General features: G+C 37.0%; 13 protein-coding genes and 1 other RNA gene. 7 read left to right on the top strand and 7 right to left on the bottom strand.

Features of this window, described 5'->3' with window-relative positions; genetic code table 11:
- Positions 1–9: 9 nt before the first annotated feature.
- Positions 10–930 (top strand): DMT family transporter, encoded by a 921-nt coding sequence (locus BJ095_RS10665; protein WP_235867644.1) that lies wholly within the window; start codon positions 10–12, stop codon positions 928–930.
- 57 nt (positions 931–987) lie between these two features.
- Here BJ095_RS10665 and BJ095_RS10660 read toward each other — a convergent pair whose 3' ends face one another.
- Both BJ095_RS10660 and BJ095_RS10655 read right to left on the bottom strand, forming a co-directional pair.
- Positions 988–2,634 carry an alkaline phosphatase gene (locus BJ095_RS10660; RefSeq protein WP_107933630.1) on the bottom strand — a complete coding sequence of 549 codons (1,647 nt, stop codon included), beginning with the start codon at positions 2,632–2,634 and terminating at the stop codon, positions 988–990.
- A gap of 189 nt (positions 2,635–2,823) precedes the next feature.
- A complete protein-coding gene (locus BJ095_RS10655; protein WP_107933628.1) occupies positions 2,824–3,801 on the bottom strand; it encodes a bile acid:sodium symporter family protein in 978 nt (325 codons plus the stop codon).
- A gap of 453 nt (positions 3,802–4,254) precedes the next feature.
- On the opposite strand from BJ095_RS10655, the gene secG reads away from it, so the two are divergent.
- From secG to ssrA, 5 genes are all read left to right on the top strand, one after another.
- Complete coding sequence (gene secG / locus BJ095_RS10650) at positions 4,255–4,482, top strand: preprotein translocase subunit SecG (RefSeq protein ID WP_107933626.1); 228 nt, start codon at positions 4,255–4,257, stop codon at positions 4,480–4,482.
- A gap of 573 nt (positions 4,483–5,055) precedes the next feature.
- Complete coding sequence (locus BJ095_RS10645; protein ID WP_107933624.1) at positions 5,056–5,805, top strand: alpha/beta hydrolase; 750 nt, start codon at positions 5,056–5,058, stop codon at positions 5,803–5,805.
- Between the two features lie 44 nt (positions 5,806–5,849).
- Positions 5,850–8,294, top strand: coding sequence for a ribonuclease R (gene rnr / locus BJ095_RS10640; protein WP_107933622.1), 2,445 nt, complete (start codon positions 5,850–5,852; stop codon positions 8,292–8,294).
- A 306-nt stretch (positions 8,295–8,600) separates the two neighbouring features.
- Positions 8,601–9,068: an SsrA-binding protein SmpB gene (gene smpB / locus BJ095_RS10635; protein ID WP_107933620.1), complete on the top strand. Its 468-nt coding sequence runs from the start codon at positions 8,601–8,603 to the stop codon at positions 9,066–9,068.
- 306 nt (positions 9,069–9,374) lie between these two features.
- Positions 9,375–9,730: a transfer-messenger RNA gene (gene ssrA, locus BJ095_RS10630) on the top strand.
- Between the two features lie 146 nt (positions 9,731–9,876).
- On the opposite strand, the gene BJ095_RS10625 is transcribed toward ssrA, so the two are convergent.
- From BJ095_RS10625 to BJ095_RS19060, 4 genes are all read right to left on the bottom strand, one after another.
- Positions 9,877–11,043: a site-specific integrase gene (locus BJ095_RS10625; protein WP_107933618.1), complete on the bottom strand. Its 1,167-nt coding sequence runs from the start codon at positions 11,041–11,043 to the stop codon at positions 9,877–9,879.
- 194 nt (positions 11,044–11,237) lie between these two features.
- Positions 11,238–12,416 carry a tyrosine-type recombinase/integrase gene (locus BJ095_RS10620; protein WP_107933616.1) on the bottom strand — a complete coding sequence of 393 codons (1,179 nt, stop codon included), beginning with the start codon at positions 12,414–12,416 and terminating at the stop codon, positions 11,238–11,240.
- 24 nt (positions 12,417–12,440) lie between these two features.
- Entirely contained in the window at positions 12,441–12,653 is a 213-nt protein-coding gene (locus tag BJ095_RS10615) for a MerR family transcriptional regulator (protein ID WP_107933614.1), read from the bottom strand.
- Positions 12,654–13,485: 832 nt separating this feature from the next.
- Positions 13,486–13,650, bottom strand: a complete 165-nt coding sequence (locus BJ095_RS19060) for a hypothetical protein (RefSeq protein ID WP_181418044.1) — start codon at positions 13,648–13,650, stop codon at positions 13,486–13,488.
- Between the two features lie 430 nt (positions 13,651–14,080).
- Between BJ095_RS19060 and BJ095_RS10610 the strand changes: the two genes are divergently transcribed.
- Entirely contained in the window at positions 14,081–14,485 is a 405-nt protein-coding gene (locus BJ095_RS10610; protein WP_146223215.1) for a hypothetical protein, read from the top strand.
- 275 nt (positions 14,486–14,760) lie between these two features.
- Here BJ095_RS10610 and BJ095_RS10605 read toward each other — a convergent pair whose 3' ends face one another.
- The gene (locus BJ095_RS10605; RefSeq protein WP_107933610.1) at positions 14,761–15,342 is read right to left on the bottom strand and encodes a hypothetical protein; all 582 of its coding nucleotides are present in this window, start codon (positions 15,340–15,342) and stop codon (positions 14,761–14,763) included.
- Positions 15,343–15,528 lie beyond the last annotated feature (186 nt).

The following is a 15,528-nucleotide window of genomic DNA, read 5'->3' as shown; positions in this document are numbered from 1 at the left end:
TTGCTGAAAGTGTATGGGATTATGATTTTGACAATGTTTTTGTGGGGAATTAATGTATCCCTTTTGAAGCTTCTTGTGTTTGATATGCCACCTCTTGTAATGCAGGGGACTCGGATTTTCCTTGCGGGTATCACTTTATTTTTAATATTGCTTGTAATGAAAAAGAAGATTATCTATAAAGAAATGCCATGGAAATTTGTTTTCCTTGCAACTTTGTTGGGGGTTGTTGCTCATCACTCATTGCTCGCAACGGGCATAGCCCAAACAACTGCGGTGAAAACCTCATTAATTCTTGGGCTAGCTCCTTTAATTACTGCAATTATTGCCGTTGCTACTAGAGCAACCTCGCTAACAAAGCTTAGATTTACAGGGTTTATCATCGGCTTTTTGGGCATCGTTATAGCAGTAGTAGATGATATTGGTGCTGTAACGGCCTTTGTTTTAGGAGACGTCTATGTTCTAGCCTCAATTGTCGTTCAGGCGTTTAGCTTTTTTATCATCCGACGTATCACAGTTAGCATTCCGCCACTTGTACTAACAGCATATATGCTGACACTCGGGTCGACTGTTATGATTCTGTATAACCTTGTGATGAATCCATCATCATTTTTAGCTTTTAGCAACTTAGACATAAAGCTATGGAGTGTGTTCTTGTTCTCAGCAATGTTTGCAACGGCTATCGGACATAGCTTATTTAACTCGATGATTAAAAGACTCGGTACGGCTGAATCGGCTATCTTCACCAATTTAAGCACAATTTTTGCGTTAACAGGCTCGGTAGTTATTTTAAATGAGCATATGCATCTTTCTCAAATCTTGGGCTGTATGCTGATTATAATAGGTGTTTTAATTGGTACGGGAGGCTTGGAGGACTGGATTCGGAAAAGAAGGGAAATCCATACACCGCCAGTCAGTGAAGGTACAACTTAAACTAAAAATAAAAACTAGCTAGCGCCTCGAAAAGCGACATAGCTAGTTTTCTTATGCTTACTTAGCAAATTTCAGCATTTCTTCCGAGATGAAGAATTTGTCTCCGTTATAGAAGGATACCGTATTGAAATCGCGAGTGAATTTCACTTTTGAATTACCAACTTGGATTGTAGCGGTATTGCGGTTTTCAGGGATAATGATTGTACGATTCTTTTTCGTTGCAACAAGCTCAGGGTTGTTCTCGTTTGTAGTATCGATTTTCACTGTATAACCTTGTTTTTCAAGCTCTGCTTGTGCATCTACAAAGAGATCCTTCGATAGATCTTCTAACTGGAAGCCCATTGCACCCGCCATCGTATGAGCGATATCTGTATTATCGATTAAACCAGTTGGATGAGCTGGTCCATAAGAATATAGGAAAACATCATCACCAGTGTGTCCACCAGTTGTAAAGCCGATATTAGCACGTGCTGATAAAAGCTGAACAAGTGTTGCTCCTAAATTTTTACTAGACTGTAATGCTTTTAGTTCGTTAGCTGACAGATTTTTTAGTCCATAGCTTTCTGCAACCTCTGTTAGGTTAGACTTTTCTTTGTTTAATAAGCTTAAAGCACCTTCAACAGTCATTGTTGCTTCTTTTAATGGATCGATATATGCAGATACTGGTGTTTTATCGTAAGTTGAATTTGTATTTGTATTTCCGATTGTAATACCACTATTGCCGTGATCTGTTACAGCGATTACTAGAGTTTCCTCGTCTTTTTCAGCGAATTTAAGAGCTTCTGCTACTGCATCGTCAAATGCCAGGAAGTCCGTTACCATACCGATTGGGTCGTTTGAGTGGGCTGCCCAGTCAATTTTACTTCCTTCCACCATTAAGAAGAAGCCGTCTTTGTCTTTGCTTAATGTATCGATTGCTTTTTTCGTCATTTCTGCAATTGTAGGCTCTTCAGGCTTTGTTTTCTCACGATCTAAATCATAAGCCATTGAACTTGGTGCAAAGCTACCCCAAATTTTCTTAGACTTCGATTTTAATAATTCGTCACGAGTTGTAACGAAATCATAATTTTTATCTTCGATCACTTCTAAAAGGTTGTCCCCGTCTTTACGTGTCTTGTTTAAAGAATCTGACCCACCACCAAGAACTACATCCATATTTTGATAGACCTGCTGCTCGGCAATATCGTCGTAATTCGAACGACTTGTAGCATGTGAGGAGAATCCAGCTGGTGTAGCATGTTGAATTTCAGAGGTAGAAACAATACCAGTAGCTCGTCCAGTACGTTTTGCTCCCTCTAAAACATTGGCAACTGGTTTATATGCATCTTCCTTTGCCACTGGCTTCACACCAGGTGTTGTAACAAGGGAAGGTAACACCCCAACATACCCACTATTCGATTTGTTTCCTGTAGCAAGTGCAGTTGCAGCAGGGGCAGAGTCTGTAACTGCAGATTCAGCTGAATACGTGCGAACAGCTCCAGTTAAAATATTATCTAAAGCTAAACTTTCACCCTTATACCAACGAGCGATCGTACTAACGTTATCACTACTTCCGTCCATCACTAGCATGATGACATTTTTGGCTTCCTCTGTTTTCTTATCTTTTCCTTTTGCTTGTGCGTTTACTGTAGCAAAACTGATAGATGATAGAGCAAGTGTTCCAACTAAGGCTGCTGATAGCCATTTTTTCTTTAAACCTGGCATGACCAATCCTCCTAATAGAATATTAATTTCAATTCTTATTCTAGTAGAGAGTTATTTAGATAGAGTTTAGGGTGTGTAAATTATTGTTAAGTAATGTAAATTGTGAGAATTATTCTAGAATAATAGTAATCTCTCATAAAAAAGGATTGCCGTGAGAATGTAATCACACTTCTCGGCAATCCTTTTAATTTAAGCTTCTACAACCTCTGGAATATCTGTTTGATTGTTATCCTTGTTTTTACGAGATGCTCTTGAGCTCCAGTATGTTGCAATGATTGGTCCTGAGATGTTGTGCCAGAAGCTAAAGATTGCACTCGGCACGGCTGATACTGGGTCGAAGTGGGCCATAGCAAGATTAGCTCCTAGACCGGAGTTCTGCATGCCCACCTCAATGGAAACAGCTTTTTTATCTGCATACTCAAGCTTGAATAATTTTCCGATTAAGTAACCAAATAAATAACCTAAACCATTGTGTAAAATTACGATAGCAAAGATGACTAAGCCAGTTTCTAAAATTCTGTCACGGCTACCACTTACAACAGCAGCAACGATTAATACGATGGCAATAACAGAAACTGTCGGTAAGATAGCCACACTTTTTTCAACAAGTGGTTTAAAGATTAGCTGCGCTAAAATCCCTAATACGATAGGAACTAAAACTACTTTCACTACAGACAAGAACATTGCTGAAAATGAAACAGGTAACCATTCGCTCGCAAGTAAATAAATTAAAGCAGGCGTCATAATCGGTGCTAGTAGAGTTGTAACAGAAGTAATCGTTACAGATAAGGCCGTATTTCCTTTGGCTAAGTAGGTCATCACGTTTGAAGAAGTTCCTCCTGGACAGCAGCCTACTAAGATAACCCCTACAGCGATTTCAGGCGGCAATGCAAAAAGCTTAGCTAATCCAAAGGCAAGTAGTGGCATCACAACAAATTGTGAAACAACACCAATAGCCACGCCTTTGGGATGCTGAAGAATCAATTTGAAGTCAGTGAGCTTGATCGTCATCCCCATACCGAACATAACGATTCCTAACAGTGGTGTAATATAATTCCCTAACCATGTGAAGTTTTCGGGTAGCCAAATGGCAAAGCCAGCTGCAACTAAAACCCATAGAGCAAAAGTATCTCCGGCAAATTTCCCGACTTTTTGTAAAGTATTCATTCTTATGTAACCCCTTTTCGATTGTTTGGTTATCATTCTATGACAATAGTGTCAGAATTACAATAAAATTCTGAAAAGTTAGTTTAATTTGGCGTGAGAGAGAAAAACTACTATATAACTTAGAAATAAAGTGAATCTATTAAAAAGTATAAGTAGGTAAATTTTAGTAGATTAAGTCTGGAGGTCAGTTATTTTTAATATGCTATATCGGAAATTATTCGGAAATAAAGTTTACATGGTAGAGATAGCTAATAGAAGTAGATAGAGCTTTGTCAATCAATTTGGCGTTAGAATATTGTATTTTCTTACTATTTTTGCTATACTGTAACTTGTTGGCTTATAAAAAGTTTTAAAATTTTTTATAGGTATATGTGCAACGAAGGCTTATCACCTAAAAAGCTTGGCGATAAGTCAAGTTTTTCAATGAAGTTTCTATTTTCAGGAGGTGGAGTTATGCATACTTTGTTATTAACATTACTAGTTATCGTAAGCCTTGGTTTGATCGTAATCGTCTTATTACAATCAGGTAAAAGTGCAGGATTATCAGGCGCCATCTCAGGTGGAGCTGAACAGCTATTCGGTAAACAAAAGGCAAGAGGAATGGATTTAGTTTTACATAGAATAACAATCGTTCTTGCAGTTTTATTCTTTATCTTAACTTTAGCAATCGTAAAATTATAACGGATAGATTGATTCCATAAGAATACAACGCCTAACCGAGCATGGTTAGGCGTTTTATATTACCTTGGAAAATTGCCAAACTTATGTAGTTGAGGGTATTTTTGTAAGTTTGTAGGGAGTCGCACGTAAGTGGTTCGAAGTCGCACGTAATATGGGAAAACTCGCAAGTAAATAATAAAAAGTCGCAAGTAAACAGGTGTCCGCAAGTATTTCAGTAAAAGTCGCAAGTAAGTAGTCGAAACTCGCAAGTAAACAAGCCAAAGTCGCAAGTAAAACGGGTGTCCGCAAGTATTTCAGTAAAAGTCGCAAGTAAGTAGTCGAAACTCGCAAGTAAACAAACTAAAGTTGCAAGTAAGTAAACAAGCCAAAGTCGCAAGTAAAACGGGTACTCGCAAGTATCTCAGCAATACTCGCAACTAAACAATCAACTCGCTTAACTAATACAAACAGCTCAACCTCCACATACTACCCAAATAAAATTTATAAGCTCACATACAGCAAGAAGTATGTGTTTTAATTTATAATAATAAGAGAAAATATTGTATACATAAGAAAATTTTGGAGGGCGACTACATGCGTAATGCGGAAATTAAACCATTTTTCTTTCAAGCAGGGAAACGGGCTGTCCTACTCTTGCATGGGTTCACGGGTAGCTCTTCAGATGTGAGAATGCTTGGCCGCTTTTTAGAAAAGCAGGGATACACATCTCACGCACCTCATTACAAGGGGCATGGAGTTCCACCTGAACAGCTCATCGAAACGTCTCCGGATGAATGGTGGGAGGATGTTGTTAAGGGCTACAACACCTTAAAAGAAGCGGGTTACGATGAAATCGCGGTAGTTGGCTTGTCATTGGGCGGTGTCTTTTCATTAAAGTTAAGTTTAATGGAGCCGGTAAAGGGAATCGTAACGATGTGTTCTCCGATGACGATGAAGACAACTGATTTAATGTTCAAGGGAGTACTTAAGTATGCAAAGGATTTCAAGCGTTTTGAAGGAAAAACAGAGACTGAAATCGAACAAGAAGTTGAGGCTATCAAATCTAAAGGAATGCCGTCATTAGCACAGCTACAGAGCCTTGTGACAGACGTTCGAAAAGAGCTGGATATGGTATATGCGCCGATTCTTGTCATACAATCTAAAAATGATGCGATTATTGACCCTCATTCTGCTCATATTATTTATGAAGAAGTGGAATCCTTAAAGAAGGATATAAAATGGTTCGAGCATTCTGGGCATGTCATTACGCTTGATAAGGAAAAACAATTATTACATGAAACGGTTTATGACTTTCTACAATCGCTGGATTGGGAAAATGAATAACCGATTGGAAGTACATTTAGTATTGCAAAAAGGAGGGAAAATATATGACACAAAAAAATGATTTACAGCTGCGTATATTAGATTTAATGAAACAAGACGACTATAAACCACTTAAGGTGGATGAAATAGAAGAATTGCTCGGGTTAGAAGACGCAGAGGAATTCAGGGAGCTCATCAAAACGCTTGTGCGTATGGAGGACGAAGGATCAGTCGTACGTTCTCGTGCAAATCGTTATGGACTTCCGGAACGCATGAACCTGCTAAAAGGGAAATTTATCGGCCATGCCAAAGGGTTTGGATTCGTGACACCTGAAGAACCGGGAATGGATGATATTTTTATTCCGCCTCATGAGGTGAACGGTGCATTAAATGGTGACATCGTTCTAATTCGTGTATTAAAAGAAACATCAGGTGATCGACGAGAAGGTACTGTATCAAAGGTTATTGAACGTAGTCAAACGACTTTTGTCGGTACATATCAGGCTAACAGAAGCTTTGGATTTGTTGTAACGGATGATAAGAAGCTAAATATGGATATTTTCGTTACAAAGGAAGACTCTCTTGGTGCAGTAGATGGTCATAAGGTAGTTGTAGAAGTAACGAATTGGCCTGATGAAATCAAATCTGCTACTGGGATGATTACAAAAATTCTTGGGCACAAAAACGATCCAGGTGTCGATATTTTATCGATCATCTATAAGCACGGTATTCCACCTGAGTTCCCGCAACAGGTAGTTGATGCTGCTGGGGAAGTGCCAGACGAGATTAAGCCAGCTGACTTAGTTGGTCGCCGTGATTTACGTGACCAAATGATCGTAACAATTGATGGCGCCGATGCAAAAGACTTGGATGACGCCGTTACGGTTACGAAAAATGAAGATGGCACTTACAAACTAGGTGTTCATATTGCCGATGTTAGCTACTATGTTACAGAGGGCTCGATTATCGATGAGGAAGCGTATGATCGCGCGACAAGTGTGTATTTAACAGATCGCGTAATCCCAATGATTCCACATCGCTTATCGAATGGGATTTGTTCGTTAAACCCACAAGTTGACCGTTTAACACTATCCTGTGAAATGGTAATTGACCAAAACGGACGAGTAGTGGAGCACGAAATCTTCCAGAGTGTTATTAAAACAGTGGAACGTATGACGTATACGGATGTTTATAAAATCCTGGAAGAGGAAGACGAGGAACTAATCCAGCGCTACGAAAAGCTTGTGCCAATGTTTAAGGATATGGAAGAATTAGCTGAAATCCTACGATCAAAGCGTATGGAACGCGGTGCTATTGACTTCGACTTCAAGGAATCAAAAGTATTAGTAGATGAAGATGGCTGGCCACAGGATATCATTCTTCGTGAGCGTACAGTAGCCGAACGTCTAATTGAAGAGTTCATGCTAGCTGCCAACGAAACAGTGGCAGAGCATTTCCACTGGATGAACGTACCATTTATCTATCGTATCCATGAAGACCCAAAACCAGAAAAGCTACAACGCTTCTTCGAGTTTGTTACAAACTTCGGCTTAGTGGTCAAGGGTTCAGGAAATTCAGTACATCCAAAAGCGTTACAGGAAATCATAAAAGCAATTGAAGGAATGCCAGAAGAGCCAGTAATTTCAACGATGTTGCTTCGTTCAATGCAACAGGCGAAGTATTACGCTGAATCAATTGGTCACTTTGGTTTATCAACGGATTACTATACGCACTTTACATCGCCAATCCGTCGTTACCCAGACTTAATCGTTCACCGATTAATTCGTACGTATTTAATAGAAGGAGATGTGTCCAAGGAAACAACCTTCAAATGGGCACAGCGAATGGATGAAATTGCCGACCATACGTCAGAGCGTGAACGCCGTGCAGTAGATGCTGAGCGTGATACAGACGCATTGAAGAAAGCGCAATACATGTCCGATAAAATCGGCGAAGAATTCGAAGGTATGGTATCTTCGGTTACTAACTTCGGTATCTTTGTGGAATTGCCAAATACAATTGAAGGACTTGTTCACATCAGCAATATGACAGACGATTACTATCGTTTTGATGATCGTCAAATGATTATGGTGGGTGAGCACACTGGTCGTATCTTCCGTATTGGTGATGAGGTGAAGGTTCGCGTCGCAAATGTTACAATAGAGGAGTCCTCTGTTGACTTTGAAGTTGTCGATATGGTGAAATCATATGGTGGCAGAACACGCAAAAGCGCACCTAAGGTTATTCATGCAGGCTCAGGTAGAAGAGCTGAAGGCGAAGGCCGTGAAGGTGGTCGTGGTGGACGTCGCCGTGTAGAAGGCGATGAAAAAGGTGGCAACGGTCGTACTCGCCGAGGCGAATCTAAGGGACCAGGTGGTAGATCATCAGGTGGGTCAGGTGGTTCTGGTTCTGGCGGATCAGGCACAGGCGGTCGCAAAGTAAAACAAAAGCAAAAGTTTTACGAGGGCGTAGCAAAAAAAGGTAAAAAGAAAAAAACGAAAAAACGATAATGCAAATAGCCCAAGTGTGATTACAGCTCGCACTTGGGGTATTGTTTTGTATCGAGTGATAGGAAACTATGAAACTTTTTTTATCCTCTTTATAAATTGAATAAATGTCTAGCTACACCGCCCAGTCCCTCGAGGTCGCTTCATTCCCTCGGTCGAAAGCAAGCTTTCGATTCGGGACTTCCAAGCAGCTTGGGGCTCAACACGATGTGAGTCATGTCGACGATGCCACAGGACGTGGCGTTTTCGTCGACTCGGGGCTTAACAGGGCGGTTTCGCTTTTCTAATTAAGATTGTGAGGTGTCGCTCGTGGCAAAGGGAGCAGGAAAAGTATTAGCACAAAACAAAAAGGCAAACCATGACTACTTCATCGAAGAAACTATTGAAGCTGGAATGGTCCTACAAGGTACAGAGATCAAAGCAATTCGAGCAGGGAAAGTTCAGCTAAAGGACTCCTTCGTTCAAATCCGTAACAACCAAGCATGGATTTCCAACATGCACATCAGCCCATACGAACAAGGAAACCGTTTCAACCATGACCCATTACGTGTCCGCAAGCTGCTTCTACACAAAAAGCAAATCAGCGAGCTACTAGGCCGTACAAAACAAGAAGGCTACACAATCGTCCCTCTTAAAATGTACATCAAGGACGGCTACGCGAAATTGTTAATCGGTGTAGGTAAAGGTAAGAAGAATTACGATAAACGTGATGATCTGAAGAAGAAGGAAGCTAAAAGAGAAATGGAACGAGTGTTTAAAGCTAAAAACCAATTCTAATAAAAACCTTATTCAGAAGAAGTCTACCTTTGTTTTCTGCGAAGCGAGCCTGTGAGCGGAAGCAAAACGTGAAATGGAACGAGTGTTTAAAGCGAAAAACCAATATTAATGTTTTACGAAGATAATTCCGGGTATATGAATAGTGTAATTCTTTGGTTGGTTAATCTTAGAAAGATAGGTAGAATCAGATGTGTTGCTGATTTTCCGAATTTGTTTTATACTAGGTATACAGTTGCCAGTAGCTAAAGGCTAAAGCTTCACCGCCTTTTATGCCGTATGTGTTTTAAACACATCTCTCTTATATAGGGGGACGTTACGGATTCGACAGGGATGGTTCAAGCTTGAGCTGCGCGTCGGAGGTCTCGGCTCCGTCATCAACGGAAGTTATATAATAACTGGCAAACAACAAAATTTAGCTTTCGCAGCGTAAGCTCGTAAGCGCTCTGCCTATCCATCGCCCATGTGGATAACGTAGGGCCCAACTTTAGTGGGATACGGTTGGTGGTGCCGCTTGAGTCACCAACAAGAGATTTCCAAGCTAGCGTGCAGGACGCCTGTTTGTCGGCATATTGCCACGCGAATCGTAAATAGGCAGACTACACGCGTAGACGCTTAAGTATTGGAGTTTCTGGACGCGGGTTCGACTCCCGCCGTCTCCATACAGTGAAATGTACTGAGTTTCATGGAGTGTCACAAATGTTGATTTATCAACGTTTGTGGCACTTTTTTAATGCCTTTGAGTTGTCCTGAATTGGACTGAAACCTTATTAAAAACCTTATTAACCTTTGTTAATCCTTTGTTAGAAAATTAATCATGATTGGATTCATGAATAAAGTTAGTAAATTTATCGATTGTTTCTGCCTTTGCTTTTTTTGTAACGTGAGCATATACATCTAAGGTTGTTTTCACATCTTTATGTCCAAGTCTGAATTGCACTTCTTTAATTGTTGCACCAGCTTCAAATAGGAGAGAACAGTGAGTATGACGTAATCCATGAGCGGTAATATAATCAAGATTATACTTTTGAAGAAAAGATGAAAGCCATTGGACTGTTTTATTTGGATCTTGTATTACATTTAGTTCATTTGAAAATACTAGCTGTTTTTTATTGTTTGTACTGGATCCTTTAGCTTTATAAATTTCCACTTGTTTACTCTTCCATTGTTTAAAAAGGCTCTTCGTTTTTTCATCAACTTTAATTGTTCGAGATTCACCATTTTTCGTTGGCCCCAGATATAGCCCTGATTCCCCACGTTTTACAGCTTTAGTAATTCGAATTTCTTCCGACTCAAAATCAATGTCTTTCCACTGAAGTGCAAAAGCTTCACTTTTACGCATTCCTGTAAAAGCAAGAAGATGAAATAGGGTAGTTCGTTTTAAATTGTTATCTTGCTCTAGGCAATGTAGGAATTGAATCAATTGCTCACGTGAATAGAAGTTTTCAAACTCTTCATCTTCATCCTCTAAACTGATTTTTGATTTGATAATAGGCATTTCTACAAGATCAAAGGGATTTTTATCAATTAAACCATGTTTGATTGCGTATTTCATTACTAACGCAGCGTAATTTTTAACCATACGGAAACGCTGAAGTTTTTTTGCCCATTGATTCACATGCTTTTGGCAAATTGCTGCATCAATTTTAGCGATCTTATAGTCACCAAACATCGGTAAAATATGATTTTTGAAAATCCGCTTCGTTTTTAACAATGTACTGTCTTCAACTGTATTTTCGTAATGTTCCATCCATAATTCATAAATGTCACGATATATTTCAACTGCCTGTTTCCGAAAACTACCATTACGAATTTCTTGTTGAATTTGAAGAAGAGCTTCTTTAGCTTCTTTTTTAGTTTTAAATCCACTTCGTGTAGTCGTTTGTTCTTTACCAGTTAACGGATCAACACCTACATATACGTGAAATTTGTATCTTGTTTCTTTGTTTTTTAGTTGGTAACTTTTAATATTGGTCATATATTCCTCCAGTCTATTGCTTACGGAGACGAAGAGGTATAGTAATATTTACTACAATTAAAGTGTATGTGATGAAATTAGCTTTGGCAAACAAAAGAGTAAGCAAAAAAATAACCGCTAGGGAGTAATTTTATACTCCGTAGCGGTTTAAATACTCGTCAAATCTATTAAAAATTACGATAGTACATCTTGAATCAGTTGATGCCATGCTCTTTATAATAGGTTAGTAAAGAGTTGAGAGTGTCCCATTTAATTTTATCTGTCACATGTAAGTAGTGTTCGGTTGTAGTGTTTTTGGTTAACAAATGTCCGAGTCGGTTTTGAATTCCAACAAAATCTGCATGAGCTTCACCTAAATGTGTTGCATGTGTATGTCGTAAACCATGCACAGTAATATACTTTAATTTCAGTGCCTCGAGAACCTCTGTAAGTTGCTCGTTTGGATAATATGACTTTAAGTAGCTATTAACAGAGTTATTAAAAATTAATTGTTCAGTTGGCTTATTAATTCGAATTCCAAGCTGAGTTAATCGTAAATTTTGTTCTTGTTGCCACTGTTTTAGAATATTTAGAGTGATATCGTCAAGAAAAATGGTGCGGCTATGTTTTGATTTAGTAGGACCAACATTATTTCTATTATTATACTTGGAATAAGAATAAGCCTCATAAATATTTAGTGTCTTCATTTTAAAATCAACATCTCCCCATTTTAATACTAATAGTTCGCCTTTACGGATTCCTGTAAAAATGAGTAGGCGCAGTAAAGCATGTACTTTTAAATCTAATAATGGTAAATGGGTAGTTAATAGTTTTAAGTTTTCGATATTTAGATAATTCTCATTAATTACATGTATTGATTCTTTCGGAATTTTGATAATATTAAATGGATTTGAGTTAATGTATTTCTTACGTATAGCTCTATCCAAAACATCAGATGCATAGCTAATGATATGATGAAAATACTTTAATTTACTTGAAAGTTTGGAGACGAATTCTTCACAATGATCAGCAGTAATTTTAGAAACTTTCATATGACCAAAAAATGGTAGGATATAATTGTTAAAATAACCTTCCGTTTTAGAATACGTACTCATCACAATTCCAGAATTTTTATAAAGCACATCCCACTCTTCATAAACCTCCGAAAATGTTTTACGCATGTTTTCTGGTTTTTTTCCGTTGTTAAATTCATACTTTAGTCTATCAATCGCTACCTGAGCTGCTTTTTGTGAGGGAAATTTGCTACGAGTTACAGTTGCATCTTTTCCGGTAAATGGATCAACGCCTAAGTAGACAGTGAAACGATAATATTTAGAGCCATTTTTTAATTTATATTCTTTAATTGCTGGATGATATTTTGATTTATTTGTCATACTTATTTACCTCCGATTTTTTTGTTAAATACTATGTTTATACATAAAGTTATCTAATGCAGTCTTAGAAACTCTACGAATTCGTCCGATTTCTACAATCTCTAAACCCATTATTTGAAAAGTTCTTAAAGTTTTATATGAGACATTTAAATAGGCTGCAGCTGTCTTTAAATCCATCCATTCACCAATAAAATTGTTTGGTTCTACTTTTTCTTGTAGTGTGTTTTTAGTTAGCATAAATCTTGCTCCTTTCAGTTCGTGGAAATTTTTAGTGCTTGCAAGCTAGAGACATAATAGCGAGTGATTTCAAATATTCGAATAGGTATTTCAAAAAGTAATATATTTTGTGAATTAACCACTAGCTCAATCATGTGAAAATATAATAGCGAGCGATTTTAGATATTCGAATAGGTTTTTTAAAAAAAATATATTTTTTTGTGAATTAATCACTAGCTCATTCAGGTGAAAATATAATAGCGGGTGTTACTGAATATTCGAATAGGCTTTTTAAAGAAAATAAAATAATATTGGAAAGAATTAAATTACGTTCATAACTAAGTGTGCGAGGATCTACAAAATAATTAAGTGGTTGATATTTTTAATTTTGATAAGTAAATGCATATAAAAAAGCAGAGGGAAAATTCCCACTGCTTTTAGGCTGTCATCTAATAGATTCCAATATTGAATATCTTAAAAAATCATAAAAACTATAATAATCTAATTCACGTATCTCAGTGACTATATAATAAAGTAAATGTTTATTATGGTTTTTATCTAGTTCTTCGTCTAGATACAAGACATCTATTAATTCAAATGTTATTGGTTTCCAAACAGCATAAGTATATCTAGAATCATAAGCCGAATACAATTCTTTTTTCCCTTTTTCAATTTCTCCCTCGTTTTCTAGAAAGATTATATGGCTAACATTAGATTCTGCATCAAAAATTTCTGTTATATGTGCTAATGTACACTTACCCGTAAAGCCAAGCCCTCAGAATGAGTATAACCCTTCTTTTTTCCGTCGAATTTCCACTACAACAACTTCGGCATCTTCATAGTAGTACGCATCTTATTCATAATAATTTTCATTTTTCCACTTATTAATTAAAAACTGCATTGCCAGTACTTTAAGTTCTTCTTCCTTAGATACAACAAACATCCCTTGAATATTTTCTTCATTCACTTCCAACATTTCTTCATATAGCGCTTTGTATTGTGCGATTGTTAAATTCATTTTCCTGAGTTCAATCCTTTCGAATTTTAAATATTATAATAGAAGGATTTTTTAATTCGAAGGGGAGAATAGGAATAAATACTAATGATAATTCAGGATGTGTAGGAGGAAATGCGCTTAACATAAAGAAAAAACACAATTCTTGCTGCGGAGTCGTTCGCGATTGTAGATGTTTACTATTTTTTATTAGTAAGATCATTTTCATAAATAGTTAGTAAATAGTTATCTTAATTCTGCTTCGCTAACTTTCTTATAAGATTTATGTGCGGGTATACATTAGGTAAAACAATAATTTCATCTAGTCATCTAGAAATCCAGTTGAGCCAACTTTTCTTTGTTTCCATCGTACATTACTTCATTTAGGCTTAAAACAATTTTATTGTTATCAAGTCAATTAATTTCATATACATATATTAATAACTAGTTGGGAGTGATTAATATTAGTGAGATTGGTTGTTTAGTGTGTGGGGGAGTACATTTTCGTAAAGGATATTACGAAATAGATGTAAATATTGATATTTATCCAACCGCCTATAATGATGTTAAGGTTAGAACAAGAGGTTATGACGATGTACATATAGATGTTGACGTTGATGTAAATACCTCAATTGATAATGAAATAGTAGAAAAAGGGGATATTTCCTTTAGATTAATATCTGAAGAAAATAAAGAGTTTAGTCGTTATGATAAATCCGTTGATACCTATAAATATATTTGTGAAGATTGTGGATTCATCATGAGCTTTATTAAAGAAAAGAACGTAGAAAGTATATCGGAAGAAAAGAAACGTAAACAAAAAGAAAACACCTATGATTGGACGAATTTTGGAAAATAAGGAATAGCACATAATCCTAATAACAGTGTAAACGAACAAATTATTAGAGCGTGTTATAATCAATACACGCTCTAAATATATTTATAAATAATTCTTATATTAAATTTTTCTAATTTATGTTTTATTTCCTTCATTTTAGCGACGGATAGTTGAAGAACATCAATTTGATTGAACTTTTTTTCAATAAAACGATAAACTCAAATATCCCAATTCATTGAGTAAAGTAACTATAGTCACATTTGTTCCATAAGGAGCTTGCTCAATTTTGCTATAATCTAAGAAGCCAGTTCAAAAATGCGCTTTTGTGTTTCAAGACAACGCTGCAGATTTATAATTGGATTCACAGATTGCGAAGGTGTTTCTTTCTCTAAACTGGTTAGTTCAATCGCATTATCTGCGGCAAGTTTTTTTGTATAATCAAACATTCGATTTAAAAGCACATCCAAATCCTCCATCGAAAGTGCAATATTGATTTTTTCAAAATTAGGTTGCATTTTCAGTTCATCCAAATGTTCCATCACATCTGAAATTATCTCCATTGTAAGCGATCCATTGCGCACAGCATTTAGGTAAACCTGTAGAGCATCTCTAAATTTCACAACAACATCTGGTTCTTGTTTTTTCTTTGATTTATAACTTTTTACACCTGCCATACCTAACTTACCAACCTTAAAAAGTGTATCCCTATACTTCCAGCCATAATATAAAGTAGCCTCCAACTTGCTGACAGGTCTAAGAAGTGTTACAATTTGCCCTTTGTTATTACGAACCTCACCACCAAATATTTTATTTTCTCCCGTGGAAATCTTCGTCATATTTTCATCAGGTATGTAAAAGAATTCTTGGAAAATTGCCATTCTAACAACTCCTTTTATCTATCTCGCCAACACACCTTACTACCCCAAAATTCATATCCTTGTTTCTTGATTCTACATAGAACAATCTTATTGTTTAGTGCAAAATAGAAGTACAGAGTTTTGAAAAGGAAAAGTACATAACGTTGCAACTCAAGTTTCAACAAAAAAAGGCTTGCCAGCCTCACA

Source organism: Ureibacillus chungkukjangi (assembly GCF_003217295.1).
Classification (GTDB): domain Bacteria; phylum Bacillota; class Bacilli; order Bacillales_A; family Planococcaceae; genus Ureibacillus; species Ureibacillus chungkukjangi.
The sequence above is the reverse complement of the archived record's forward strand: the minus strand, read 5'-3'. Positions and strand labels throughout refer to the sequence as shown.

Coding starts and splice junctions, on each gene's coding strand:
- rnr (WP_107933622.1), top strand. CDS start 5,850: ATGACACAAAAAAATGATTTACAGCTGCGTATATTAGATTTAATGAAA.
- BJ095_RS10645 (WP_107933624.1), top strand. CDS start 5,056: ATGCGTAATGCGGAAATTAAACCATTTTTCTTTCAAGCAGGGAAACGG.
- BJ095_RS10625 (WP_107933618.1), bottom strand. CDS start 11,043: ATGACCAATATTAAAAGTTACCAACTAAAAAACAAAGAAACAAGATAC.
- BJ095_RS10655 (WP_107933628.1), bottom strand. CDS start 3,801: ATGAATACTTTACAAAAAGTCGGGAAATTTGCCGGAGATACTTTTGCT.
- secG (WP_107933626.1), top strand. CDS start 4,255: ATGCATACTTTGTTATTAACATTACTAGTTATCGTAAGCCTTGGTTTG.
- BJ095_RS10605 (WP_107933610.1), bottom strand. CDS start 15,342: ATGGCAATTTTCCAAGAATTCTTTTACATACCTGATGAAAATATGACG.
- BJ095_RS10620 (WP_107933616.1), bottom strand. CDS start 12,416: ATGACAAATAAATCAAAATATCATCCAGCAATTAAAGAATATAAATTA.
- BJ095_RS19060 (WP_181418044.1), bottom strand. CDS start 13,650: ATGAATTTAACAATCGCACAATACAAAGCGCTATATGAAGAAATGTTG.
- BJ095_RS10660 (WP_107933630.1), bottom strand. CDS start 2,634: ATGCCAGGTTTAAAGAAAAAATGGCTATCAGCAGCCTTAGTTGGAACA.
- BJ095_RS10615 (WP_107933614.1), bottom strand. CDS start 12,653: ATGCTAACTAAAAACACACTACAAGAAAAAGTAGAACCAAACAATTTT.